At 43.8% G+C, this 25,480-nt stretch carries 22 protein-coding genes and 1 other RNA gene; 17 read left to right on the top strand and 6 right to left on the bottom strand.

Annotated elements, in window-relative coordinates:
• Positions 1-20 precede the first annotated feature (20 nt).
• Positions 21-1,913 (bottom strand): M13 family metallopeptidase, encoded by a 1,893-nt coding sequence (locus D8797_RS01930; RefSeq protein ID WP_125379045.1) that lies wholly within the window; start codon positions 1,911-1,913, stop codon positions 21-23.
• A gap of 148 nt (positions 1,914-2,061) precedes the next feature.
• Here D8797_RS01930 and D8797_RS01925 point away from each other — a divergent pair, with 148 nt between their 5' ends.
• From D8797_RS01925 to tpx, 4 genes are all read left to right on the top strand, one after another.
• Entirely contained in the window at positions 2,062-2,781 is a 720-nt protein-coding gene (locus D8797_RS01925) for a metal ABC transporter ATP-binding protein (RefSeq protein ID WP_125379044.1), read from the top strand.
• A 1-nt stretch (position 2,782) separates the two neighbouring features.
• A complete protein-coding gene (locus D8797_RS01920; protein ID WP_312023856.1) occupies positions 2,783-3,631 on the top strand; it encodes a metal ABC transporter permease in 849 nt (282 codons plus the stop codon).
• Between the two features lie 18 nt (positions 3,632-3,649).
• Positions 3,650-4,579, top strand: coding sequence for a metal ABC transporter substrate-binding lipoprotein/adhesin ScbA (gene scbA / locus D8797_RS01915; protein WP_125379042.1), 930 nt, complete (start codon positions 3,650-3,652; stop codon positions 4,577-4,579).
• A 152-nt stretch (positions 4,580-4,731) separates the two neighbouring features.
• Positions 4,732-5,223, top strand: a complete 492-nt coding sequence (gene tpx, locus D8797_RS01910) for a thiol peroxidase (RefSeq protein ID WP_125379041.1) — start codon at positions 4,732-4,734, stop codon at positions 5,221-5,223.
• Positions 5,224-5,365: 142 nt separating this feature from the next.
• On the opposite strand, the gene D8797_RS01905 is transcribed toward tpx, so the two are convergent.
• The 3 genes from D8797_RS01905 to gshAB all read right to left on the bottom strand — a co-directional run bounded on the left by D8797_RS01905 (position 5,366) and on the right by gshAB (position 9,969).
• Entirely contained in the window at positions 5,366-6,622 is a 1,257-nt protein-coding gene (locus D8797_RS01905) for a toxic anion resistance protein (RefSeq protein WP_125379040.1), read from the bottom strand.
• Between the two features lie 24 nt (positions 6,623-6,646).
• Positions 6,647-7,492 (bottom strand): hypothetical protein, encoded by an 846-nt coding sequence (locus D8797_RS01900; RefSeq protein ID WP_125379039.1) that lies wholly within the window; start codon positions 7,490-7,492, stop codon positions 6,647-6,649.
• Between the two features lie 224 nt (positions 7,493-7,716).
• Complete coding sequence (gene gshAB / locus D8797_RS01890; RefSeq protein ID WP_185780832.1) at positions 7,717-9,969, bottom strand: bifunctional glutamate--cysteine ligase GshA/glutathione synthetase GshB; 2,253 nt, start codon at positions 9,967-9,969, stop codon at positions 7,717-7,719.
• 301 nt (positions 9,970-10,270) lie between these two features.
• On the opposite strand from gshAB, the gene D8797_RS01885 reads away from it, so the two are divergent.
• From D8797_RS01885 to D8797_RS01825, 13 genes are all read left to right on the top strand, one after another.
• A complete protein-coding gene (locus D8797_RS01885; protein WP_048792129.1) occupies positions 10,271-11,563 on the top strand; it encodes an adenylosuccinate synthase in 1,293 nt (430 codons plus the stop codon).
• 213 nt (positions 11,564-11,776) lie between these two features.
• Complete coding sequence (locus D8797_RS01880) at positions 11,777-12,433, top strand: HAD family hydrolase (RefSeq protein WP_125379036.1); 657 nt, start codon at positions 11,777-11,779, stop codon at positions 12,431-12,433.
• Between the two features lie 181 nt (positions 12,434-12,614).
• Entirely contained in the window at positions 12,615-13,082 is a 468-nt protein-coding gene (tadA, locus tag D8797_RS01875) for a tRNA adenosine(34) deaminase TadA (RefSeq protein ID WP_185780822.1), read from the top strand.
• A gap of 38 nt (positions 13,083-13,120) precedes the next feature.
• An RNA gene (ffs, locus tag D8797_RS01870) (signal recognition particle sRNA small type) lies at positions 13,121-13,206 on the top strand.
• 375 nt (positions 13,207-13,581) lie between these two features.
• The gene (locus D8797_RS01865) at positions 13,582-14,931 is read left to right on the top strand and encodes a glucose-6-phosphate isomerase (RefSeq protein ID WP_000018243.1); all 1,350 of its coding nucleotides are present in this window, start codon (positions 13,582-13,584) and stop codon (positions 14,929-14,931) included.
• A gap of 598 nt (positions 14,932-15,529) precedes the next feature.
• The gene (locus tag D8797_RS01860) at positions 15,530-16,879 is read left to right on the top strand and encodes a hypothetical protein (RefSeq protein ID WP_125379034.1); all 1,350 of its coding nucleotides are present in this window, start codon (positions 15,530-15,532) and stop codon (positions 16,877-16,879) included.
• Positions 16,880-16,954: 75 nt separating this feature from the next.
• Entirely contained in the window at positions 16,955-17,932 is a 978-nt protein-coding gene (locus D8797_RS01855) for a hypothetical protein (protein ID WP_125379033.1), read from the top strand.
• 113 nt (positions 17,933-18,045) lie between these two features.
• Positions 18,046-18,936 (top strand): hypothetical protein, encoded by an 891-nt coding sequence (locus D8797_RS01850; RefSeq protein ID WP_125379032.1) that lies wholly within the window; start codon positions 18,046-18,048, stop codon positions 18,934-18,936.
• Between the two features lie 52 nt (positions 18,937-18,988).
• The gene (locus D8797_RS01845; RefSeq protein ID WP_125379031.1) at positions 18,989-19,813 is read left to right on the top strand and encodes a hypothetical protein; all 825 of its coding nucleotides are present in this window, start codon (positions 18,989-18,991) and stop codon (positions 19,811-19,813) included.
• Positions 19,814-19,937: 124 nt separating this feature from the next.
• Positions 19,938-20,636 carry a 2,3,4,5-tetrahydropyridine-2,6-dicarboxylate N-acetyltransferase gene (dapD, locus tag D8797_RS01840; RefSeq protein ID WP_125379030.1) on the top strand — a complete coding sequence of 233 codons (699 nt, stop codon included), beginning with the start codon at positions 19,938-19,940 and terminating at the stop codon, positions 20,634-20,636.
• A 90-nt stretch (positions 20,637-20,726) separates the two neighbouring features.
• On the top strand, positions 20,727-21,860 hold the full coding sequence (locus D8797_RS01835; RefSeq protein ID WP_125379029.1) for an N-acetyldiaminopimelate deacetylase: 1,134 nt from the start codon (positions 20,727-20,729) through the stop codon (positions 21,858-21,860).
• A 20-nt stretch (positions 21,861-21,880) separates the two neighbouring features.
• The gene (locus D8797_RS01830; protein WP_125379028.1) at positions 21,881-22,417 is read left to right on the top strand and encodes a 5-formyltetrahydrofolate cyclo-ligase; all 537 of its coding nucleotides are present in this window, start codon (positions 21,881-21,883) and stop codon (positions 22,415-22,417) included.
• Complete coding sequence (locus tag D8797_RS01825) at positions 22,401-23,084, top strand: rhomboid family intramembrane serine protease (RefSeq protein ID WP_125379027.1); 684 nt, start codon at positions 22,401-22,403, stop codon at positions 23,082-23,084. The genes D8797_RS01830 and D8797_RS01825 overlap by 17 nt, the downstream gene beginning before the upstream one ends.
• 290 nt (positions 23,085-23,374) lie before the next feature.
• On the opposite strand, the gene galU is transcribed toward D8797_RS01825, so the two are convergent.
• Both galU and D8797_RS01815 read right to left on the bottom strand, forming a co-directional pair.
• Positions 23,375-24,277: a UTP--glucose-1-phosphate uridylyltransferase GalU gene (gene galU / locus D8797_RS01820; protein WP_005591576.1), complete on the bottom strand. Its 903-nt coding sequence runs from the start codon at positions 24,275-24,277 to the stop codon at positions 23,375-23,377.
• Positions 24,278-24,306: 29 nt separating this feature from the next.
• Positions 24,307-25,323: an NAD(P)H-dependent glycerol-3-phosphate dehydrogenase gene (locus tag D8797_RS01815; protein WP_125379026.1), complete on the bottom strand. Its 1,017-nt coding sequence runs from the start codon at positions 25,321-25,323 to the stop codon at positions 24,307-24,309.
• Positions 25,324-25,480 lie beyond the last annotated feature (157 nt).

Raw genomic sequence — 25,480 nt, 5'->3', positions numbered from 1 at the left:
ATTAAATATTATTGAAGTTGTTACCAAATCACTACGCGCTCTTCTGGGCTCCGCCACATGCCGTCTCCTTCTTGGACATCAAAGGTCGTAAAGAAGTCGTCAAAGTTAGGCAGTTGGACATTGGTACGAAGTTTAGCTGGCGCATGGACATCGACGCTGGCTAGAAGCTTCATGTACTCTTCGCGCCCCTTCATCCGCCAGATGCGGGCTAAGTTGGTGAAGAATTCCTCCGCAGAGAAATCGTCTTCTTTCTTGGCTGCTTCAAGAGCTGCTGCAATACCGCCCAAGTCCGCTACATTTTCTGAAACAGTCAGCTTGCCATTGACCTTGGCACCGTAGGAATCTAGACCTTCGAACTGGTCAATGACTTTCTGAGTCCGCTCAGTAAAGGCTTGGTAGTCATGCTCCGTCCACCAGTTGTTGAGGCTGCCGTTTTCATCAAAGGAAGCTCCGTTGGTATCAAAAGCATGGGAAATCTCATGGGCAATAACCGCTCCGATTCCGCCATAATTGGCTGAAGAAGACTGGTGCAGGTCATAGAAAGGTGCCTGCAGGATAGCCGCTGGAAAGACAATCAGGTTTTTCTGAGGATTGTAGTAGGCATTGACCATATGGGCTGGCATTCCCCATTCTTTGTAATCCACTGGCTGGTTCCACTTGCTCCAACCATACTTAATTTCCACTTGTCGCAGTTTTTGGGCATTTTCGAAGAGGCTGAGATTTTCATCCACAATCTTGTCTGCGTAGCGCTCAGGCAGCTCCTCTGGGTAGCCGATATAAGGCTTGATGACATTGAGTTTGACAATGGCCTTGTCCCGAGTTTCTGGTGTTAGCCAGTCATTGCTTGCGAGGCGCTCCTTGTAGACTTGGATCATGTTGGCTACTTTTTGCTCCACATCGGCCTTGGCCTTTGGGGAGAATTTTTGTCCAGCATACCAGAGTCCGATGGCTTGATTGAAAGGCGCTTGAGCTAGGTAAAAGGCAGCTTTTTTCTTGTCTTGCGCCTGAGGTGTTCCAGATAGGGCGCGACGGTAAGCGCCTGCTAGGACACGGATTTCGTCAGTCAAGTAGGCTTCAGCTGACGCGATAGCATTAAAGATAAGCACGGCCTTGAGCAAGGGCCAAGCTTCTTCGCAGTAGAATTGGTCAGCAGCTTGCCAGAAACGCTCCTCAGGTACGATAATCTGGTCAGGAATTTGCCCGATGAGTTGGGTGAAGATCGCATCTAAAGGTAGATTCGGTGCTAAGGCTTTGAAATCTTCCCACTTGTAAGGGTGGTAAAGCTTGGCATATTCTGAACTTTCCTCACGTGACAGAACGACTTTGGCAATTCGAGCATCCAGTTCTAAAACTTTATCCAGCAAGTCTTGGATTTCTTCTGCTGAAAATTCGAATTTTTGCAGCAAAGCTTCGGAAGATTCGCGCCATTTTTTCAAGAGCTTATCCTTTTGAGGATGCCCATCAGCATAGTAGGTTGTGTCTGGGAGAATAGTACCTGGTGCATCTGCCCAGAGGACATTGATACGGGCGTCCATAAAGTCAGGCGCCACACCAAAGGGAAAGAAATTGGGCTTGCCAGCCAACTCAAACTCGGCAATCTTTGTAGTAAATTCTGCAAAGGAGTTGAGCGCTTGGTATTCCGCGATCAAAGGCAAAACAGGCTTGACACCGAGTTCTTCCCGCTTGTCATAGTCAGCTGCTAAACGGTGGTACTTGATAAAGTTTTGCAAAATAGCATCGTCAGGAACTTCCTCACCCCGCAGCCATTGATCAGTAGTGGAGAGCATCAGCTTTTCAATCTCATCTGACAAATCTGTGAAGCCGCCGGTTACAGGCTTATCATCTGGGATAACCGCTGTTTTGGCCCATTCACCATTAATGGCATCATAAAAATCATCTTGTAAACGTGTCATCTTGTTCTCACTTTCATGCTTTTGATATAACCTTATCAAAATTAGCTCTTTTTTTCAAATATTTCCTATATTGATTTTAAGGATTTTTTAAAAATTAACTTGACTTAATTTTCATTTTAATGTATATTAAAACAAAAGAGGTATAACAATGATTGAAATGAAAAATTTAAGTGTCAGTTATCAAGGTCAGCTGGCCTTAGAACCAATTTCTTTGACAATAAAAGGACCGACTATCACAGGGATTATCGGACCAAACGGGGCTGGAAAATCGACTCTTATAAAAGGTATGTTAGGAATTGTTGAGAGTGAGGGGCAGACCTTTCTGGACAGAAAACCCATGAAGCAAGAATTAAGCAAGATTGCTTATGTAGAGCAGAAAATTCACATTGATTATAATTTTCCTATCAAGGTTAAGGAGTGTGTGTCTCTAGGTTTGTATCCTAAGATCAAGCTCTTTCAACGCCTCAAAGTGTCTGACTGGGAAAAGGTTGCTCGGGCTTTGAAAATCGTTGGTTTAGAAGATTTTGCTGAGCGGCAGATTAGCCAGTTGTCTGGTGGGCAATTTCAACGGGTCTTGATTGCCCGTTGCTTGGTTCAGGAGGCGGACTATATTTTCCTAGATGAGCCTTTTGTTGGGATTGACTCGGTCAGCGAAGAGATTATTATGAAAACACTCCGTCAGCTAAGAAAAGACGGGAAGACGATTTTGATTGTCCACCATGACTTGAGCAAGGTGGTCGCTTATTTTGATCAGGTCTTGCTACTTAACAAAAAAGTCGTCGCTTTCGGATCAACCGAGAGTACCTTCACCAAAGAAAATATGCAGCAGACCTACGGCTCTCAGCTCTTTATGAATGGAGGTGCCTAGGATGATTCAGGAATTTATTCAAGGCTTACATGACTTTCATTTCCTGCAAAATGCTTTGATTACAGCCATTGTGATTGGAGTGGTGGCCGGTGCCGTTGGATGCTTTATCATTCTGCGGGGCATGTCACTCATGGGGGATGCCATCTCTCACGCGGTGCTGCCCGGTGTGGCCCTGTCTTATATTTTGGGGATTAATTTCTTCATCGGTGCCATTACCTTTGGCTTACTAGCTTCTATTATTATCACTTACATCAAGGGCAATTCTATTATCAAAAGTGACACGGCTATCGGGATTACTTTTTCTTCCTTCTTGGCTCTGGGGATCATTTTGATTAGCGTTGCCAAGAGTTCGACCGACCTCTTCCATATTCTCTTTGGGAATATCTTGGCGGTACAAGACCTTGATATGTGGATTAGTATTGGCGTGGGTATTTTGGTGCTGCTGGTTATTACTATGTTCTTCAAGCAGCTTTTGCTGACGTCCTTTGACCCGCTCTTAGCCCAAGCTATGGGAATGAAGGTGAATTTTTACCACTATTTACTGATGATTCTATTGACTCTGGTATCTGTCACAGCCATGCAAAGTGTCGGAACGATTCTGATCGTGGCCATGTTGATTACACCAGCTGCGACAGCCTATCTCTATGCCAAGAGTCTCAAGACCATGATTTTATTGTCATCTGCCTTGGGGGCTGGTGCATCTGTTTTAGGTCTCTTCATCGGTTATAGTTTTAATGTTGCAGCAGGTTCGAGTATCGTTCTAACCTCTGCCCTGATCTTTTTGGTTTCATTTTTTATCGCACCAAAACAGCGGTATTTAAAACTAAAAAATCGACCTAAACTAAAATAAATTTAATGGAGGAATCCTATGAAAAAATTAGGTTTTTTATCACTGCTTTTATTAGCAGTCTGCACTCTTTTTGCCTGCTCTAGTCAAAAGAACTCGTCTGACGGATCGTCCAAGCTCAAGGTTGTTGCGACCAATTCCATTATCGCTGATATTACCAAAAATATAGCTGGCGATAAAATAGATTTGCATAGCATCGTGCCTGTTGGGCAAGACCCGCACGAATACGAGCCGCTACCTGAAGATGTCAAAAAGACTTCTCAAGCGGATCTCATTTTTTACAATGGGATCAACCTTGAAACTGGCGGCAATGCTTGGTTCACAAAATTGGTAGAGAATGCTAAGAAGAAAGAAAACAAGGACTACTACGCTGTCAGCGAAGGCGTTGATGTCATTTATCTTGAAGGCCAAAATGAAAAGGGCAAGGAAGACCCACATGCTTGGCTCAACTTGGAAAATGGGATCATCTATGCTCAAAACATTGCTAAGCGTTTGAGCGAAAAAGACCCAGCTAACAAAGAAACTTACGAGAAAAATCTTAAAGCTTATGTGGAAAAACTAAGCGCTTTGGACAAGGAAGCCAAAGAGAAATTCAACAACATTCCTGAAGAAAAGAAAATGATTGTAACCAGCGAAGGTTGCTTCAAGTACTTCTCTAAGGCCTACAATGTGCCATCTGCCTATATTTGGGAAATCAACACTGAAGAAGAAGGGACTCCAGACCAAATTAAAACTTTGGTTGAAAAACTACGCAAGACGAAAGTGCCATCTCTCTTTGTGGAATCAAGTGTAGACGACCGTCCGATGAAGACTGTTTCTAAAGACACTAATATCCCAATCTACGCTAAAATCTTCACTGACTCTGTTGCAGAAGAAGGCGAAGAAGGCGATAGCTACTACAACATGATGAAATACAACTTAGAAAAGATCGCAGAAGGTCTGTCTAAATAAGACCGAAAAATTCGCTAGATGTACATTGATTCTCAGTTTTCTAATATAAAAGGCGGCATCCAAATTCGGGTGCCGTCTTTTCAGACAAATTGCTAGAAAAAAATCCATATTAGCAGTAAAATAATCCTAGAAAATATGAATGGAGATTTTTAATGACAACCTTTCTCGGAAATCCTGTAACCTTTACAGGTCAGCAACTACAAGTCGGCGACACAGCCCATGATTTTAACCTGACAGCTACTGACCTTTCAAAGAAAACTCTGGCTGACTTTGCTGGCAAAAAGAAAGTCCTAAGCATCGTACCGTCTATCGATACTGGCGTTTGCTCAACTCAGACCCGTCGTTTCAATCAAGAACTCTCTGACTTGGACAATACCGTTGTTATCACGGTTTCAGTTGACCTACCTTTCGCCCAAGGCAAATGGTGTACTGCTGAAGGCATCGAAAATGCCGTCATGCTATCAGACTACTTTGACCATTCTTTTGGCCGTGACTATGCTGTCCTCATCAATGAATGGCACCTGTTGGCTCGGGCAGTCCTAGTTTTAGACGAAAACAACACCGTGACCTACGCTGAGTACGTAGACAACATCAATACCGAGCCAGATTATGATGCAGCCATTGCTGCAGTCAAAAGTCTGTAAAGAATTATACTTTTCCAAAAAATGCACTCAATTCTCCCTAAGAGCTGAGTGCATTTTTGTCTTCTTGACCAAAAATACAAAAAGACAAACATCAGTTTTGACGTTTGTCTACGAGTTGAAAGAGTCTGGATAGCTCTTTTGCTTATTCTGAAGTTAATTCTTTCTGGGCTTCCTTGCCTTGATCCAGCAGGGCTTGGATAATCTTTTGATCACGCAGTTTGACAGAGTTGTTGATGGTTTCTGCGGATTGGATGACAGCCGCTTCTAGTAGAGCGCGTTTTTCCCGTCCTTTATCAATGGCTTCGATAATGCCTTGGTTTTGTGCGACGAGGCTTTCTGCTAGCTTAGTGACAGACTCAACAGCGATAGTAGGGCTTTGGGAAATCCGTTCCAGCTGAGGAATGACTTCCTTGCTGGTCTCAGCGAGCATTTGCAGGGCAGCGTTATTCGCATTAGAGATGGCGTCAGCTACTTGACCAGACTTCATGGATTGCTGGAGGATACCTAACTGGGCGATAGACAGTTTCATCGTTGGAATGGTATTGCGACGGAGCATTCCAAGTTTTTGGCGCATATCAGAGGAAACCTTGACCAGATTGCGCATTTGAGGAGTGGTTGCCCAAGCCACATAGAGACGGCTGACATATTCAGTGTGTTGCTGCTCTAAGGTATTGACCACCTCTGTCATTCGGGCTAATTCTTGCGATTTGACTTGGTAGTCAACGGTTGTCATATCTAGCTGAGCAACTTCAGCCTGCAAGTTCAGCGCTCGATTGCCAGATTCTTGCTGAGCAGCTTCGATAAAGGAAATAACTCCGACTAGGTTTTCAATTGATTTGGTATTGTCCTCAATCAGCATTTCAGCAGAAACAATATTGCGAGCCAGAACATCTTCTTGTTTGACGACTGTTGCAGCCATGCCGTCCATTTTCTGCTCAATATTTTGTGAGTCGAAATAGAATTCTTGAAGAGTGTTTTTGCTTTGTTTGAAGAGTTTTTCCAGGAAATTAGGCTTCTTGTCTAGTTCCGCTACTTGAGCATCCTTGTATTTTGCGACAAAGCCATTGAGTTCTTTGTTAGTGTTTTTTAAGAGCTCATCTACCTGAGGAATCTGCAATTTTTTCTGCTCGGCTAAGATACGATTGACGGTGCCGTTGACTTCTTCTACAGCAGATTGGCCAAAGTCCAGCAAGGCATTTTGGTCCGATACAAAATTATCCACAAGCTGAGGGGCTTTAGCAGTAATCGCACTCTGTTGCTCAGGAGTCAGCTTTTCTAGAAAAGTTAGCTGGCCATTTTCTTGAGTCGTATTGGCTTCGATGATTTCTGTTGTTTTGTCGCTTTTGCTGATAGCATTATTGGCAATTTTATCAATATCAAAATTAAATTCTTGGCTCATAGTTTCTCCTTTGGTTTATCTAGCTTAAAAGCCGGTGTCTGTTTGCTTTTCTTTGTCTAAGATGCGCAGGCTAATGTCAAAGTCCCTCAAATCAGCTTCATTTAACTGACGCAGCGCTTCGTCTAGGTCTAAGTCAAACTGCTCGATAGCTGCTTTGGCCTTGGCTAGCCGCTCCTCAGCATTGTAAAAATCTTTGGGAGAGGCTTTGATTTTGAGGTAGCCTTCTAAAATATCTTCGTAGTGCTCCATCTGGGACTGATGAATGGCAGTTAGCTCTTCCTTGTTATTGCTTTCGGATTGAGAGATTTTTTGAAGAATGGCCTCGTGGTCAATCTGAATATTGCGAACCGTAGCGACCAATTCTGGAGCTAGCTCTTCTAGGCTAGTTTTCTTGGGCTGCGCTTCCTTCTGCCTTTTCTCTCGTTCAATTTTTTGCAGTTGTTTATCAATTTCCTCGGTTACAGTAGTAATTTTAGTCTGAATGCGCTGGTAGACAGATGCAGGAATTTCATCTCGCAATTCCTTAGCAACGTTTTTGATATAGGTGAGTTGGGGAAGAATTTGCAGGGCCAAATCTTGGTAATCTTCCTTCTTGCCGTATTCTTGGTAGCTTTCTAATTCTTTAATACGGCGGTCAGCCTGACCAATCTCTGCCTTTAAATCTTCAATGCGGCCAATGCTGGCTTGTTTAGCTTCAATACGAACTCTTTTCTGCTTTTGGTAGCGATAGATTCCGTAGCCAACACCTCCCAAAATAGCAATGGGGATCAGATAGCTGGCTACCACTCCAGAACCAAATATAATTGCAAGTATCCAAATCCAGCTAAACCATTCCGGCTGCTGGTTAGAATTATTCTTCCTTCTCGACATAAACCTTTCTCTTTCTTCTCAATGTGATATCTCTATTTTAACATAAAAGCTAGTTTTTGAAGGAGAAAGATTGATATATTCAATCTCACTTTTAGATTTGATGAGAATATTTGCCTCATCAAGAAAGAGCTTTGTTTCCTTTCCTAAAAGTAAGCGTAAGAGTTCTTTTTTATCACAAGTGGGCAAGCAAAAATCGCAAGGCATTCCTTGCGATTCGTGTTTTATCAGTCCATTTCTGGGAAAAGTTTGGCTAGTATTTTAGGGGTGATGCTTTGTCCCGGCCCCTCAGCACAATAGGTGTGCATATACATAGAGGGGTTGAAGTTGAGCTCGATGCAGGTACAGTTGGGATTTTCCTTGGTGGAAATAGCAGAGCTGTCAGGGATGATCAGGTCAACGCCACAAGCCCAAGTTCCCATAGCCTTTGCCATGTCCGCAGCTAGTTCTTTATAAGATGGGTGCATGCTGTCTGTGACGTCAATCGAGTCTCCGCCAGTAGAAATATTGGAATTGCGCCGCAAGTCAACCTTGACTCTATCAGGCAAGATGTCATCTGGTCCATAGCCTTGCTGGTCCAGCATGAGCAGTTCAATGTCCCCAAGTTCAATGATTTCAAGCGGTGAACGATGGTCGCGCCCGCGTAGGGGATTGTCGTTTTTGATAGCAACCAATTCTCTCACGGTATGCTGACCGTCTCCGACCACATTAGCCGCTACACGCAAGAGGACTGCCTCACATTGACCGTCTAAGACAAAGAAACGGTACTCTGTTCCAGCGATGAATTCCTCCACCAAAACGGCAGCGTCTTCTGAAAAAGCAATCTCCAAAGCTTTGCGATAAGCTTCCAGACTAGCCGGTTCTTGGAAGATAGAGATGCCTAGTCCAAAGTTGGTTGACTTGGGTTTGACAACAATTTGTCGGTCTTTAATCAAAGGATAGTAGGCCAGTCCCTCTTCGAGAGAAGAAAACTCCGCCCCAGCAGGAACAGGAAAGTCAGCTGCAGCCAAAATCTTTTTGGTGACGGTTTTATTGGCCATGGCCAGAGGGATGACATAGTTATCCTTGGAGGTCATGTTGCCGTTCTTGACATACTCCACATGCTGACTATGCCAAAGCTTGAGAAATTGGTCATTTTCATCTAGGATTTCGAGATGGAGGCCTTTCTGGAGAGCGTCAAACATCAGCATTTGAGTGGAAAGCTCCATCTTTTCATAGCCCTTGAGGGCGTAGGGTGCAGTCCAGGCGTAATCTCGATATTCCCGCGCTTTTGCAAGTCCAAAATCTAAGAGGGAATTCTTCTCAATATGAGGTAATAATTGGCCTGCCAGAGTCAGCTTGGGATCAGCTAGTGCAGCCTTGACTTGCGCTAGCAATTGACGGTAGGCGTCAGAGAGATTGAAATGCTGAATGACATTTTCCATAGCTTGGAGAATAGCAGAGCTGTCGGCCTCTGCAGGTAGAGGCGTCAAGGGGTGAGCCAGAGCAACAGCATCGTTGAGAGCATAGGAAGCTTGTAGCTGTGCATCACTATCTGTCACATCATCCAGCCACAATAGAGCCAAGAGAAAGAGATGGACTGTGTCCAAGGTTTTTTGACTGATGCCCAAAACGTCGAAAGGATTGAGGTCGAAACAGCGCAGTTCCAAGTAAGTAATGCCTTGTTGCAGATAATCTCGATTTCGTTTTTGACCTCGAAAGCGTACGGGTGAGTAAAATTCCTTTTCCGCACTTAAATCGCCAGACTCGACATAGGACTCGATGTCCGAGACATAGCTTTCCAGCGAGCTAAATGACACATGGACATGCTCCTCATTAACATAGCCATAATGGCTATTGCGGAGTGAACGGACAGGAGCCTCAACTGGCTTATCGTAAAAACCAGCTTCTGCCAGTGGAGCTGCACCATAAAGATAGGTCAAGAACCAGCGGAAACGGAGGAAATTACGAGCTAATTTGAGATAGAGAGCATTTTTGAAATCTTTGAGGGAGGTGAAGTCACTAGCCTCAAAAAGGGCCGTCATCAAATCTTTTCCTAGCTCGATATTGTAATGAATACCGGAAATGGTCTGGAGCCGTTTGCCGTATTTTTCCGCTAAACCTTGACGATAACGGAGCTCGTAGGTATTGTCGAGGTGGGCAATCTCAATCTCCTCATCTCGTAGTTGGGGCGGCATGGACAAGGGCCACATGAGTTCTTCTTGCGAGATGGAGCGTCCAGTCACATCAGTAATGGCACCTAGTAGGCGACGGGCCTCCTGAGTTGAAGAGGCAATGGGCGTAATCAATTCGAGCTGTTGCTCGCTAAAATCCGTCTGGATATAGGGATGAAAACTCCGAGAGCCAAAAGAGCTGGGATGGGGAGTTGATGCCAGTGTCCCTGCCTCTGTCACGCGTAGGGATTCTCTTTCCAGTCCAAAAGTCGCCTGTAAGATTGGGCTGGCAGGGTCTAGCTTTTCGAGTAAACGATCAATAGTCATCATGTTTTCCGTCCTTAGTATAGTACTTTCAGTCTATTATAAAAAAGGCCAGAAAACAACTATTCACTACGCTTTTGATGAATTTCCGAACTTTTATTTCCATTTGTTGAATATATTTCGTGAAAATGGAAAAATCCAAAAAGAATTATTCGCTTTCAAAAGTGAAAATCCAAATTTAAAAGATACCTGATCTTGAAAAAAATTCAAAATTTTCTTATAATAAAGTGTAAGATACGTTTGCAGGTGAAACTCCTGCCTTGTAGATTAAGAAAGGAAGAGCTCTTGTAGCTCAGACGAAATTATGACATCAGTTGTTGTTGTAGGAACCCAATGGGGAGATGAAGGAAAAGGGAAAATTACGGATTTCCTTTCGGCCAATGCTGAAGTGATTGCCCGCTACCAAGGTGGTGACAATGCTGGACATACGATTGTGATTGACGGGAAAAAATATAAATTGCACTTGATTCCGTCAGGAATTTTCTTCCCAGAAAAAATCTCAGTGATCGGAAATGGGATGGTGGTCAATCCTAAATCTCTGGTCAAGGAGTTGGCTTATCTGCACCAAGAAGGTGTTACCACAGATAATTTGCGCATTTCAGACCGTGCCCATGTCATCCTGCCTTACCATATCGAGCTGGATCGCCTGCAAGAGGAAGCTAAAGGCGACAATAAAATCGGAACGACGATCAAGGGAATTGGTCCTGCCTACATGGACAAGGCTGCGCGTGTTGGTATCCGTATCGCTGACCTTTTGGATAAAGACATTTTCAGAGAGCGCTTGGAGCGGAATCTTGCTGAGAAAAACCGCCTCTTTGAGAAATTGTACGATAGCCAAGCGATGAGCGTTGACGATATTTTTGAAGAATACTATGAATACGGTCAGCAAATCAAGCAGTATGTGACCGACACATCAGTCATTCTCAATGATGCCCTGGATCAAGGCAAGCGTGTCCTCTTTGAAGGGGCACAAGGTGTCATGCTGGATATTGACCAAGGGACCTATCCATTTGTAACCTCGTCTAATCCAGTTGCTGGTGGGGTGACGATTGGTTCAGGTGTTGGTCCAAGCAAGATTGACAAGGTAGTTGGTGTCTGCAAGGCCTATACGAGCCGTGTCGGTGATGGACCATTCCCAACTGAATTGTTTGATGAAGTGGGCGAACGTATCCGCGAAGTGGGCCATGAATACGGTACAACGACGGGCCGTCCGCGTCGTGTGGGCTGGTTTGACTCCGTTGTGATGCGCCACAGCCGCCGCGTATCAGGAATTACCAACCTTTCACTCAACTCCATTGACGTTTTAAGTGGTCTAGATACAGTCAAAATCTGTGTAGCCTACGATTTGGATGGGGAGCGAATCGACCATTATCCAGCAAGTTTGGAGCAGCTCAAGCGCTGCAAGCCAATCTATGAAGAATTGCCAGGTTGGTCAGAAGACATCACTGGTGTCCGCAGTCTAGAAGACCTGCCAGAAAATGCCCGCAATTATGTTCGCCGTGTCAGCGAACTGGTTGGAGTCCGCATTTCGACTTTCTCAGTCGGACCAGGTCGCGAGCAAACCAATATTTTGGAAAGTGTTTGGTCTAGTTTATAAGCAAGTGAAGACAAGAGAGTGGGACAGAAATCGGTAATTCGTTAGAATTCGATTTCATCGTCCCACCTCCGCACAGTTGAGTAGGGCTGTGGAAACTGATGAAATCAGCGTAGTAGAGCCCACTCAACCACTGCGTCTTGCTCGACAATCCAAAGACAATTGAGAGGCTAGGACTTTTGTCCCAGCCTCTTTTTGAAAGCAGAAAGAGGAAAAATGTATCAAACGATTTTATTTGACCTAGACGGTACCTTGACCAATTCAGAACAAGGGATTACCAACTCGGTGACCTATGCCTTAGGAAAATATGGAATTCAAGTGCCAGACAAGAAAGCATTGAGAGTTTTCATCGGTCCGCCCTTGCAGGATTCTTTTGAGCGCTTTTATGGATTTTCTAAGGAAGAATGTTTAAAGGCCATTGACTACTATCATGAGTACTTTTCTGAAAAAGGCCTTTATGAAAATGAGGTCTATCCAGGTATACCTGACTTGCTAGCTTCTCTGAAACAGGCTGGCAAACAGTTGATTGTAGCTACGTCAAAACCTGAAGAATTTTCCATTCAGATTCTCAAGTATTTTGGCTTGTATGACTATTTTGACTTTGTTGCTGGTGCGACCATGGATAGAAAACGTAGTAAAAAAAGCGATGTTATCCAGTATGCCTTAGAGCAAAATGGGATTACAGATTTGGCGCATACCATCATGATTGGAGACAGGGAGCACGATGTGCTTGGCGCTCAAGCGCAAAAGCTTGATTCTATCGGTGTCCTTTATGGCTTTGGTAGCAGGGAAGAGCTAGAAGAAGCTGGAGCGACTTATATTGTCCAAGAAGTTGGAGAAATTGCTAAAATTATCAATACTCAAAAAGCTTAAGCTTTATTTAAGATAGGCCAGCTATACTAGAAGCATAAACAAAGACCTCCTAACTTTGTTTAAACCTCCTAAACTTTTTCATAATAATCTCCCATAAGAGTCGCCCAATCGGCGGCTTTTTTGTGAGTCATGAGCCGCCTGTGGTATAATGAACAAAGAAACTAAAAGGAAGAGGGAAGAGATGGATTACACGATAGAGGAAAAAGAAATGTTTATGAGGGAGGCGCTGAAGGAGGCGGAGATTGCCCTCGCCAATGATGAAATACCGATTGGTTGTGTCTTGGTCAAGGATGGTCAGATTATCGGACGTGGACATAATGCGCGTGAGGAGCTGCAGCGGGCGGTCATGCATGCGGAAATCATGGCGATTGAGGAGGCCAATCAGCGTGAAAATAGCTGGCGTCTGCTGGATACGACGCTTTTTGTCACGATTGAGCCCTGCGTCATGTGTAGCGGCGCCATCGGACTGGCTCGGATTCCAAAGGTGATCTATGGGGCGAAAAACCAGAAATTCGGGGCTGGGGGTAGTCTCTACGATATCCTGACGGATGAGCGGTTGAATCATCGTGTAGAGGTTGAAAGCGGCCTTTTAGAAGAAGAATGTGCGGCGATTATGCAGAACTTTTTCAGAAATCGCAGGAAAAAGTAAAGAAAATTAGCCAAAAAAGAAAGTTTGTGTTATACTAATTAGTGGAGCAACAGTTCTGCGTGAAGCGGGTCAGGGGAGGAATCCAGCAGCCCTAAGCGATTTGAACTGTGTGCTCTTTTTCTATGCCTCTTAACGAATCAACTCCGAAGGAGGAAGATGAGTTTAGAGACATTGACGCAGTTCGAACGAAGTGAGAACTAGGTTCCGAAAACTACAATATCAAGCCTGTGTAAGGCGCAGATGAATCTTAGAGCAATCGACACAATTTTTCTGATGGGACAGAATCTATGAATCTCAATCTGCTCATGAAATTGGGAACAGGGATTTTCTGGTAAAAACGGCAAATTGCGCAAACGATTGCGTTCGCTTCTGGTCTAGGATTTGCAAAATTGTAAAATTTTAACAAAATATAAACTAAAAGCGTTTTCATTGAAGGAATTACTTGCTAAAAAAGTATGAAAGCGATATGATAGAGTGGAAGAAAAAATGGAGGAATATCATGTCACATATTAAATTTGATTATTCAAAAGTTTTAGATAAATTTGTAGCTCCACATGAAGTGGAATACATGCAAGCACAGGTAACTGCAGCAGACGAATTGATCCGTAAAGGAACTGGTGCTGGTAGCGACTTTTTGGGTTGGTTGGACCTTCCTGAAAACTACGACCGCGAAGAGTTTGACCGCATCTTGAAAGCTGCGGAGCAGATCAAATCAGACAGTGATGTCTTGGTTGTGATCGGTATTGGTGGATCTTATCTTGGTGCCAAAGCAGCTATCGACTTCCTGAACCACCACTTTGCTAACTTGCAAACAAAAGAAGAGCGTAAAGCACCACAAATCCTTTACGCAGGGAACTCAATCTCATCTACTTACCTTGCTGACTTGGTAGAGTACGTAGCTGACAAAGACTTCTCAGTAAATGTGATTTCTAAATCAGGTACAACAACTGAACCAGCTATCGCTTTCCGTGTCTTCAAAGAGCTTTTGGTTAAGAAATACGGTCAAGAAGAAGCAAACAAACGTATCTATGCAACAACTGACCGCCAAAAAGGTGCTGTTAAGGTTGAAGCAGATGCCAACGGTTGGGAAACATTTGTGGTTCCAGACGACATCGGTGGACGTTTCTCAGTATTAACAGCAGTTGGTTTGCTTCCAATCGCTGCATCAGGAGCTGACATCAAAGCCCTTATGGAAGGTGCGAATGCAGCTCGTAAAGACTACACTTCAGACAAGATTGCTGAAAACGAAGCTTACCAATATGCAGCCGTTCGTAACATCCTTTACCGCAAAGGCTATGCAACTGAAATCTTAGTAAACTACGAGCCATCACTTCAATACTTCTCAGAATGGTGGAAACAATTGGCTGGTGAATCAGAAGGGAAAGACCAAAAAGGTATTTACCCAACTTCAGCTAACTTCTCAACTGACTTGCACTCATTGGGTCAATTTATCCAAGAAGGAACTCGCATCATGTTTGAAACAGTTGTCCGTGTTGACAAACCTCGTAAGAACGTGATTATCCCTAGCTTGGAAGAAGATCTTGACGGACTTGGTTACCTTCAAGGAAAAGACGTTGACTTTGTAAACAAAAAAGCGACCGACGGCGTTCTTCTTGCCCACACTGATGGTGACGTACCAAATATGTATGTGACTCTTCCAGAGCAAGACGCTTTCACTCTTGGCTACACTATCTACTTCTTCGAATTGGCCATCGCCCTTTCAGGTTACTTGAATGCTATCAACCCATTTGACCAACCAGGTGTTGAAGCCTACAAACGCAACATGTTTGCCCTTCTTGGTAAACCAGGATTTGAAGAATTGAGCAAAGAACTTAACGCACGTTTGTAATATAGAACACAGCCTCCCTTTGGGGAGGTTTTTTGCTCTTTTAAAAATCAACTGTTACCATGCTTTATTAGCCAGCCCGCTATCTGGCTTTCTCGCTTACTTGTCGACTCAGCAACAGTTTTCCTTTCCCTAATTATATGTTACAATCAGAGAAGATGCAGTAGCAATGGGATAGACTTTTACCTAGAAAGTTGAGCTTGCTGCTATTTGAACGGTTCTAGAAAAGCAGAGGACCAAGATTGGAAAGGAGTTCGGATGAAGTTATTATTGGCTGAAAAAGTGAAATAAAAATGGTCATATATAGTTGGTTTTGTGGGCACGGACGAGAGTTCGTGCCTTCTTGCTTGTGTGCTTTCAAGCTAAGCCCGTTCAAAATATGATATACTGGAATAAAGTTATATTAGCATGACAAGTTTCATGCTAGGCTACTGTCTTCAAATAGTTATTTTATAAAAGGTAGCCATCCTGATAGTTTGCATAGCTATTTGACTGGTATGGTTATAGAAAAGAGAATAGCAGCATCCAGCGAAGAACCATTGTGAACTGTTAATAGAGTCGTCTTTTCAATGATAGAAGAGCCAATAGATGAGGAGGAGCTATGGGAAAGAGAAATCTGGAAGCTTTGAGGCAGAAACATCAATCAAAATTCAAGAAGGCCCAAACGAAAAAGCCAGCAAATAGCCAATCATCCTTTCTATCCAAATGGAAAACCAAGGAAGACAAACATATCAAATCATCTGCTGGATTGAAAGAAGCGCAGAGAGGGGCAGAAGAAAATCAACCTCGTCCTTCCGTTTCGTCTCCATCAAAAGTGGTATTTCCAATAGAGAGCTCAAGCAATGAGCCGTCTGCCGTCTTTTCGATAGAGGACAAAACCGGCTATGGGGCTAAACCAAGTCCTCAAGACCAGTCGGTGTTTTCTGAGCAGTTAGCAGGAGCTCAGCAGGTGAAGGAGCCTCTGTCGCTTCTATCGCAGAATTTGTTGGAATTAAAGCAGAGAGAGCTGAAGCGTCTCATTTCTAGCTTAGAATCACTGAAAGCTAAAAAACAAAACCAAGTCCTTGGTGGAAATCAAGCTAGCCAGCCGGTGTCAGGCCTTGTTGAATCAAAGCAGGCAAAGCTTTCTCCGCGAATAAGCTCGAATGAGCTTGCTAGAGAGATAGATAAAGTAGAGTTTAAGAAGAAAAAACTAGGATTCTTTTCTAAGATATGGGTGATGGTACTTTCCAGTTTGGGGATTTTGACTTTTTTGGCTGAGGCTGGAAAAACGTGGCTAGAGATGGAAAAGGTAAAAGATAAAGAAAAAGCTGCAGCTATTTCTCGTATGTTAGACTCATATGGAAAGGATCAAGATTTGAAATCTGATAATCGTCCAGAATGGATTGCTAAAAAAGAGGAGTATCAGTTTCATATTAGCTATGATGATGTTACTTCCTTGTTCTCAGACTTCACTTCATCGGTTCCAAATCTGACAAAGGTCGATGAGGTGGTTGCAAAGTTAGGGAAAGCTGAGTCCGGTAAAGAAATAGACCAAGATGACCCAATCAAAACGATAGCTTTAGACTACTCACAAGCAGGGACGGAAGCGAAAGTGAGCCTCTCTTTTAAGAGCTATTTTGGTTCTTCTGAAACTCCTAAGTTGCAATCCCTAAAATGTGCTCATCTCAGTAGTGCGCATTTGCCAAACCGAAATGCTCAACTTACTCGTCAAGAACTTGCTGGTATAGAGAAAGGGAAGGCCTATCAAGAGATTGTCAGTCAGTTGGGACTTCCAGAGCGCCTTGATTGGAATGGGGGAATCTTTGGCAATGCTACTTTATCGATTTATTACCGTTTAGAGGATGGGCAGGAAGTCGGTTTTTCTTTTGAAAATAATAAGTCTCAGAGCTATCAATTAACAGAGAGTTCGGGTTTGGGAAATGAAGCGGGAGATGCAGGTGCTCACTAGCGCTTGCCCAGCAGGAGCATCAGCCGTTTGTAGAAAGGGAATGAGCAATCAAGTATTTAGTTAATAGGTGAAAAGGTGAAAGATAGAAATTTAGAAGCATTGAGGCGGGAGCACAAATCCAAGTTTAAAGCTAGAAACACTTCGTCGGTCAAGAATCAGCGGGAAAGGGGAGGAGCTGCCCTCGAAGAGACAAAGGAAGAAGCAAGGAAAGAAAAGCTAGGAGAGAATCAGTTTGGAGTTAAAACTGGTTGGAAATCGAGTAGGCTTAGAACAAGAAAGAAGGGGGATGTTAAGTCTCTAGTTGCTGCTTTGGCGAGTCTGGTCTTGCTATCATTAGCCCTTCTTTTGCTTTATCGTTTTCTTTCAAATATGGGCACTCATGACAAAAGTATTGACCAAATAAGCTGGGAATCGAGCCAAGAAAATATAGCTTCTGCTTACGTTGCAGACTCGTCTAGCGAATGGGAAGCTTCGGAGCCACAGGAGTCGGCATCGTCGGCTTCTAGTGCTGATAAGGGGCCAGAAAATATGACTTGGACTTTCGAGGATGTCCTAGCTCTGCAGGTTTCTTCGCCTGGGCAGGGGACGGGTGAGCAACTATCTCCGACAGCAGAGGAAATTGCTGAACGATATGGAAAAGCAAGTTCTGGAAGTGTGGCTAAAGATGGAGAAGAAAAGGCTCTCTACCTTTTTTATCTCTCATCAGGTGGAGGGCAAATCGTCAAGCTCTATTTCAATCTTATCGGAGATCAGTATCGGCTGAATACAATTCGAGGGGAAGGTTTGACTAGCCAGTCTCAATTAAGCCATTCGGATTTATGGACTGAGGAGGATTTTCAGGATTTTACTGTGGATAAATCAGCACCAAGTAGAAATTTACAAGCAGTATTAGAACGATTTGGTGTGCCACAAGTTATCAATAAGTCGGCAGACTATAGGAATCAAACGACAGTTTACATCAAATATAAACTAAAAGATGGAAGATATCTCTATTTAGACTTTGTCTTAAGTCCAACAGGTGACTATGAGTTGACTCGGAAGAGTGTTTATTGATAGGACGTGCTTGGTGCTAGAGCTTGGCTTATTTAGCAGAAGTTGTTTTTTAGCGGAAAGACAGGAATTACCAGAAAAACAAGAGGAACTTAGGTTCCTTGGAGGAGATGAGGATGGGAAAAGGAAGAAAAGTCCAAAGAGATTGGGGAAAAAGGTCAAGTTTAGACCAAAAAAAGCAGAGAGCCTTCTCTCATGATGGCTCTCGAGAGTTGGGTTTTGAGTTTTCAAGTAAAGAAAAGCGGCGAACAGAGTCAGCAGGCAATCCCAATGGCCAGCTTTTAGCAAAGTCTGCGCTATCTCGTTATGCCTCACTCTTAGTGATTGCTGCAGGTCTAGTGGGACTGATTAGCTTCTTGATGATGTATATGAGACCAGCTTTTAAGTCAGAAGGAAATCAATCAGCTATATCGTCTGTTAATACTGTTCCGACAGAATCAGAAAACAAGATAAAGCAGCTGACTGAGGCAGATTCTGATCTTGTTGACGAGAATCGACAAATAGACTCTCAAATAGAAGATATACTACAGATGATTGAAATAATGAAAGAGCCTAATGTATTTCCACAGGATTTTGTCAAAAAGTATGGCAAAGCTAGTTCCGGTAGTATAGATAATCGCGTGAAAGGCGGCCAACTAGTAGATTTGACATATAAATTAATAGGAGAAAAAGGAGCTATTACCTTAAGGTTTAGGGATGTTGAAGGTCGAACAGAGCTCTCATCAGTATACGTTAGATTATTCCGTAATGCTTGGGGGCCAGTTACGAAATCGGTCGATGATTACCGAACTCTTATTCCTCAAGATAAGCAAGAAGGAATGGAAGTAAAACAGGCCATAGCAGAACTGGGAATGCCTAAAACTATTTATGCTTCTAAACCAGTTAAGTGGCAAGTTGATTCACTTCTTCTTGAATATTCAACCACGGACAATATGACAGTTTCTTTGTTTTTTGACGAAGTGAATGGGCTTTACCGTCTAAAAAGTATGATGACAAGCACGGTCTGAGAGCCTAGACTGAGAGCACGGAATTTTTTCTTAAACAGACAAGGATAGAAAGATGGGAAAAAGAGATTTAGAAAAATTACGAAGGGAACATAAGGGAAAATTTAGTAGAACTAGGGAACCCTTAAAACGAGAGTCTAAGGAAGGAGCTAGTTTGCTAGCTGAAACAAACCTCAAGGAAGGCACAAGACAAGAATCAAAGTCAACTTTTAAGAGAACCGCAAAGTTTAAACACAAATCACCATTTTTCAAGCTAATGAGTGCTCTAGCCCTGATTGGCCTTGTTATCGGCCTACTTGTCTTAATCGGGAATTGGACCAATTCTTACAGAAAGAATCCGTTTGTAAGAACAGAAGCAAAATATTCTTCTTCAAATGCCGAAGTTTTGGATTGGGAACCAAGGGGTTTTATAAAGTATAAGATTGAAGAGGACGAGGATAAAAATATAACAGTATCCAATTTTGTTCGTCAACATGGTTTAGCTAAAAGCAGCGATGAAACGGTGATTGGCAAGAAGGATAAATTATTATCACTGATCTATGATTTGAAGGGAGGAGGCTTTGCCGTCCTTCAATTCTGGGATTTTGGTTCAGGTCTACATCTTACTAGCATAGCTTATAATATTTATCAAAATGAGGATTTGACAGGGGAACGGCTTTCCTTCCTTAAGGGAATGACGTCAGATGAAGAAACTGGCATCACCGATCTAGAAGTGATAGAACATTTGGGACTTCCCAACAACTACTACAAAGCAGTGGTGAAAGGATATTATAGTATGTCTATGGGCTATAGGGCAGAGGATAAAACCTTCTTCCATTTAAACTTTGTAAAGGGCAAGGACGGACAATTTCATTTGAATAAAGTTCAAGAGACTAAATAGCATACTAGCTGCTAATAAAGTCCTAACTGCATAGCCGAATTATGTTATAATAGAGAAATAAAAGAGATAGGAGAGGAAACTTTCCTCCCCCAACAAAGAATAGAAAGAACAAAGAGGTGACGCCATGTCTGCTACGAAAATGAATGCTCAAGAAATCATCAAATTTATCGCTGATGCCAAGAAAAAAACTCCTGTCAAGGTAACCTTTGATGGAGAATTGCACGGATCGATTCCTTGGTCTGTTGTGAAGCTAGGCAATGTTCTTTTTGGAGACTGGGAAGAAATCGAGCCACTCCTAGTGAACTTAGAGGAAAATAAGACCTATGTTGTAGAGCAGGATGCCCGCAACTCTGCGGTGCCGCTTTTGGATAAGCGCGACATCAATGCCCGTATTGAGCCGGGCGCTATTATTCGTGACCAAGTTGAAATTGGTGACAATGCTGTTATCATGATGGGAGCAGTTATCAATATCGGTGCGGAGATTGGTGCGGGAACCATGATTGATATGGGTGCTATTTTGGGTGGCCGAGCGATTGTTGGCAAAAATAGTCACGTTGGTGCTGGTGCGGTTCTGGCGGGAGTCATTGAGCCTGCTAGTGCTGAGCCAGTTCGGGTTGGAGACAATGTGCTGATTGGTGCCAATGCGGTTGTGATTGAAGGTGTACAAATTGGCAGTGGTTCCGTTGTTGCGGCTGGTGCGATTGTGACCCAGGATGTTCCGGAAAACGTAGTAGTTGCTGGCGTTCCGGCACGAGTTATCAAGACCATTGACGAAAAGACCCAGCAGAAGACAGCTCTGGAAGATGCTCTGCGTACGCTTTAATATTGGTTAACAGGATACTGCCGCCCTTGAACTTCATCGGGGGCGGTCTAGCTCTTTGTTTGCTCTGACAGGATTTTAAAGGAAAGAAAAATGCTTGATTATCTGAACATTCGCCGTGATTTGCACCAGATACCGGAAATCGGTCTGGAAGAATACAAGACCCATGCCTATTTGATGCAGGTCATTGATGGACTGACAGCAGGTCTAGACTTTGTGGAAATCCGAACTTGGCGGACTGGTATTTTGGTCTTTATCAAGGGAAGTTCACCCGATAAGACGATTGGCTGGCGGACAGATATCGATGGCCTACCGATTGTGGAGGATACAGGCCTGGACTTTGCAAGTACCCATGAAGGCCGGATGCATGCTTGCGGACACGATATGCACATGACGGTGGCTCTAGGCCTGCTGGAGCAAGCTGTGCGCGCTCAGCCTACCCACAATCTGCTCTTTCTCTTTCAGCCTGCTGAGGAAAACGAAGCTGGCGGTATGCTCATGTACGAAGACGGTGCCTTTGGCGACTGGTTGCCAGATGAGTTTTATGGTCTCCATGTGCGGCCTGACCTCAAGGTCGGTGAGATTGCCACTAACAGAGGAACGCTTTTTGCTGGTACCTGTGAAGTCAAGCTGACCTTTAAGGGGAAAGGAGGCCATGCGGCCTTTCCTCATGAAGCCAATGATGCTTTGGTGGCGGCTAGCTACTTTATCACCCAGGTGCAGACCATTGTCAGCCGCAATGTCGATCCGATCGAGGGGGCAGTTGTGACCTTTGGCTCGCTCCATGCTGGCACGACCAACAATGTCATCGCAGAAACAGCCTTTTTGCATGGCACCATTCGGACTCTGACTCAGGAGATGAATCTCTTGACCCAGAAGCGCTTACGAGAAATAGCAGAGGGTATAGCCCAAAGTTTCGGTCTGGAATTGGACTTGGAGCTTAAACAAGGTGGCTATCTGCCTGTGGAAAATGATCCTGACTTGGCAGACGAATTGATGGGCTTTTTCCAGAAGGAAGAAGGAGTGCAGCTGATTGATATTGCGCCGGCTATGACAGGTGAGGACTTTGGTTATCTGCTCAGCAAGGTCAAGGGCGTCATGTTCTGGCTGGGAGTGGACAGTCCCTATGCCCTCCATCATCCCAAGATGACACCGGATGAGGCAGCACTGCCCTTTGCTATTGAAAAGATTGGGAAATTCCTAGATTATAAAATCAACGAAAGATAAGAAAAAGGTGGACGAGTTGCATGAAAAAAGAGCTGAGACAAACTGTACTAAAGCAAATGAAGAAACTGTTGCGAAAAGAAAAAGAGCTGGCAGATAGCTGGCTGACCCAGCACTTGCTCCAGTCAAGAGCTTATCAAGAAGCTCATGTTATCGCTACTTATCTTTCTATGCCGCATGAAGTCTCAACTGCATCCTTTATCGAGCAGGCTCGGTTGGATGGCAAGCGGGTTTTGGTGCCTAAAACCTATGGCCAGGGTCGGATGATATTTGTGGATTATGATGAAAGCCGCCTGCAAAAGAGCTCTTTTGGTTTGCTGGAGCCAATGAGCGAAGAGGCTGTGGAGAAGACGGAGATTGATCTGATTCATGTGCCGGGTGTGGTCTTTAATTCTCAAGGCTTTCGGATTGGTTACGGCGGTGGCTACTATGATCGCTATCTGGCTGATTATACAGGGGCAAGCATTAGCACTATTTATGCAGTCCAACAGGCAGAATTTGTACCAGCTCAACATGATGTTTCGGTAAAGGAGTTACTTATTTATGAAGCAAATCTTTGATAGAGACTATCCTGTGACAAGCATCCTGCTTATCCTAACGAGCCTTGTTTTTGCCTTGATGTTTCTTTCTTACGGTTTTCAATACAGCAGTTCCGAAGCCTTGTATCACTTTGGAGCCGTGCACGGTTACACGATTCAAGCGCTGCCGGAGCAGTTTTGGCGGGTTTTTGCTGCTATTTTTATCCATATTGGCTTGGAGCACTTTGTGGTCAACATGCTGACGCTCTACTTTCTTGGTCGACAGATTGAGGCTATCTTTGGCTCTTGGAAATTCTTGATCCTATACCTGATGTCAGGCGTGATGGGGAATTTATTCGTGGTCTATTTTTCACCTAATAGCTTGGCAGCTGGGGCTTCTACTGCTCTTTTCGGCCTTTTTGCTTCCGTTGTTGTGCTTCGTTTTGCTACGCGAAACTACTATCTGCAGCAGCTGGGTCAGTCCTATATGAGCCTGCTAGCTGTTAATCTGGTCATGAGTTTTTTACCGGGAATTAGTCTTGCAGGCCACTTGGGCGGTCTAGTCGGTGGAGCTTTAGGAGCTGTGATCTTACCAGTTTCAGGAGAGCGCTACGCTTTTAGCAAGACCCAACGGTTTTTAGCACTGGCAGCCTACCTTGTATTAGCAGTTATTTTGATTTTTCTGACTTTTCAACGACCAATTTTTTGAGAAATGAACTCAATTACCGCTTTTTAAAGCGGTATTCCAAAATGTTGCCAACCTCTATCATCAATTTTTCTATTGCTGATAGAGGTTGATTACCATATAGTGAAAACTCTTAGAGATGTTGATGTGATATTATTTTTAAGAGTTTTTTTACTTTATCCAGCAAAAGAAAAAGATTGAAGAAATTGTCCAAAATGGACTTTTTCTTCAATCTAACACCTAGTAAATCTAGGTGTTTTCTGTATAGTGTTAAAAGCTGATGCATTAGCTAATCTATTGCTTGAGCGCTTCTATTATTTTTTCGTTTTCTTATCTAATTTTTTGCCTAAATCGATAATGTATTGTTTCAAATCGTCTTTGACTTGAGGGTGTTTGAGGGCATAATCGATAGAAGTTTTCATGAAGCCAAACTTGTCGCCGACATCATAGCGATCACCTTTGAATTCGCGGGCAAAAACGCGCTGAGTCTTATTGAGGGTATCGATGGCATCAGTCAGTTGAATTTCATTACCAGCGCCGGGAGTTTGTTTTTCCAAGATTTCAAAAATTTCTGGCGTTAGTAGGTAGCGCCCGATAATGGCCAAATCACTTGGTGCATCTTCTGGTGCTGGTTTTTCAACAAATTTTTCAACGCTGTAGAGGCCATTGACGCCTTCGCCTTGTGGTGCAATAACGCCATAAGCAGAGACTTCTTCGTGAGGAACCTGCATAACTGCAATAGTAGATGCGTGGGTTGCTGCGTAGTCATCCATGAGTTGTTTGGTGAGTGGCACTGCCTTGTCATTGGTAATGTCCATCAAATCATCACCCAGCATGACCACAAAAGGTTCATTTCCGACAAAGGCCTTAGCTTGAAGTACGGCATCCCCGAGTCCACGTGGATGACTCTGACGGATAAAATGCAAGCCAATACCAGTGGTTTCATCTACCAACTTAAGCAAGTCGTTCTTGCCCTTTTCCTTGAGATTGTATTCTAGTTCAAAGTTGGAGTCAAAGTGGTCCTCGATGGAGCGTTTTGACTTCCCTGTGACAACCAGAATGTCTTTGATTCCAGATTTGAGAGCTTCCTCGACGATAAACTGAATAGTTGGTTTGTCAACGATTGGCAGCATTTCTTTGGCCAGTGCCTTAGTGGCTGGCAAGAAGCGGGTTCCGAGACCGGCTGCAGGGATGACTGCTTTTCTGACTTTTGGCATAAATTCTCCTTTATAAAAAATACTATAACTTAAGACCACTCATTTTCAGCTTTGAATTCATTATTCATCATATCATGAATGGCATCTTTGATATCATGGCCGTCATAGATAACCTTGTAGATGGCCTGAGTGATAGGCATATAGACACCGAGCTCTTGAGCTAGTTCGTAGGCTGCCTTGGTTGTAGAGATTCCTTCGATAACCATGCCCATGTTGGCTTCAATATCAGCCAGTTTTTCGCCGCGACCCAGTGCATCGCCGGCCCGCCAGTTGCGAGAGTGGACAGAAGTTCCTGTGACAATCAAGTCGCCGACACCAGAAAGACCGCTGTAAGTCAGAGGGCTGGCACCAAGCTTGACACCCAGTCGGGTAATTTCAGCCAGCCCGCGTGTGATGATGGCTGCCTTAGCATTATCGCCATAGCCCAGTCCGTGGAGAGCTCCAGCTCCGACTGCGATGATGTTTTTCAGAGCACCTGCTGTTTCCACTCCGACGACATCGGTATTGGTGTAGAGGCGGAAGTAGTGGTTGCTGAAGAGCTCCTGCACATATTTAGCTGTTTCAAGGTCCTTAGATGCTGCGGTAATCAGGGTAATATCGCGGACGATAGTTTCCTCAGCGTGGCTAGGTCCTGAAACAACGACAATCTCGCTACGCAAGTCTGCAGGGATTTCTTCTTCCAGAATAGTCGAAATCCGTTTGTGGCTGTTAGGCTCTAATCCCTTGGATGCGTGCATGATTTTTACCTTGTGATCCAAGGTTTGCGCAACTTGTTTGGCTACCAGACGAGTCACCTTGGTCGGTACGACAAAAAGCACAGCATCGACGTTTTCTAGAGCATCGTTCAAGTCATGATAAGCCTTAATTTCCTCGCTTAGAACCACATCTTTGAAATAGCGTTTGTTTGTATGTTGGTGACTGATTTCGTCAATCTGCTCTGCAATATTGCCCCAAATTCGGACTTCATGGCCATTATCATTGAGGACTTGCGACAGAGCCGTTCCCCAAGAGCCAGGGCCAATCACAGCAATTCGTTGTTTATCCATCTTTTCTCCTTGTACGAGACCCACAAAAGGACTCAATCAATTTAGAGTTATTTATTATATTGTACCATACAATAGTTGAAATTTCTTACTTGACATTGTTTTTATCTATGATATAGTAAGGAAGCTAAACAAAGTTAAAAATCTACGAGGAGGAATT

The organism is Streptococcus cristatus (assembly GCF_003944225.1).
Lineage (GTDB): Bacteria > Bacillota > Bacilli > Lactobacillales > Streptococcaceae > Streptococcus > Streptococcus cristatus_K.
Note: the sequence above shows the minus strand (reverse complement) of the source record. Positions and strands in the feature narration are given on the sequence as shown.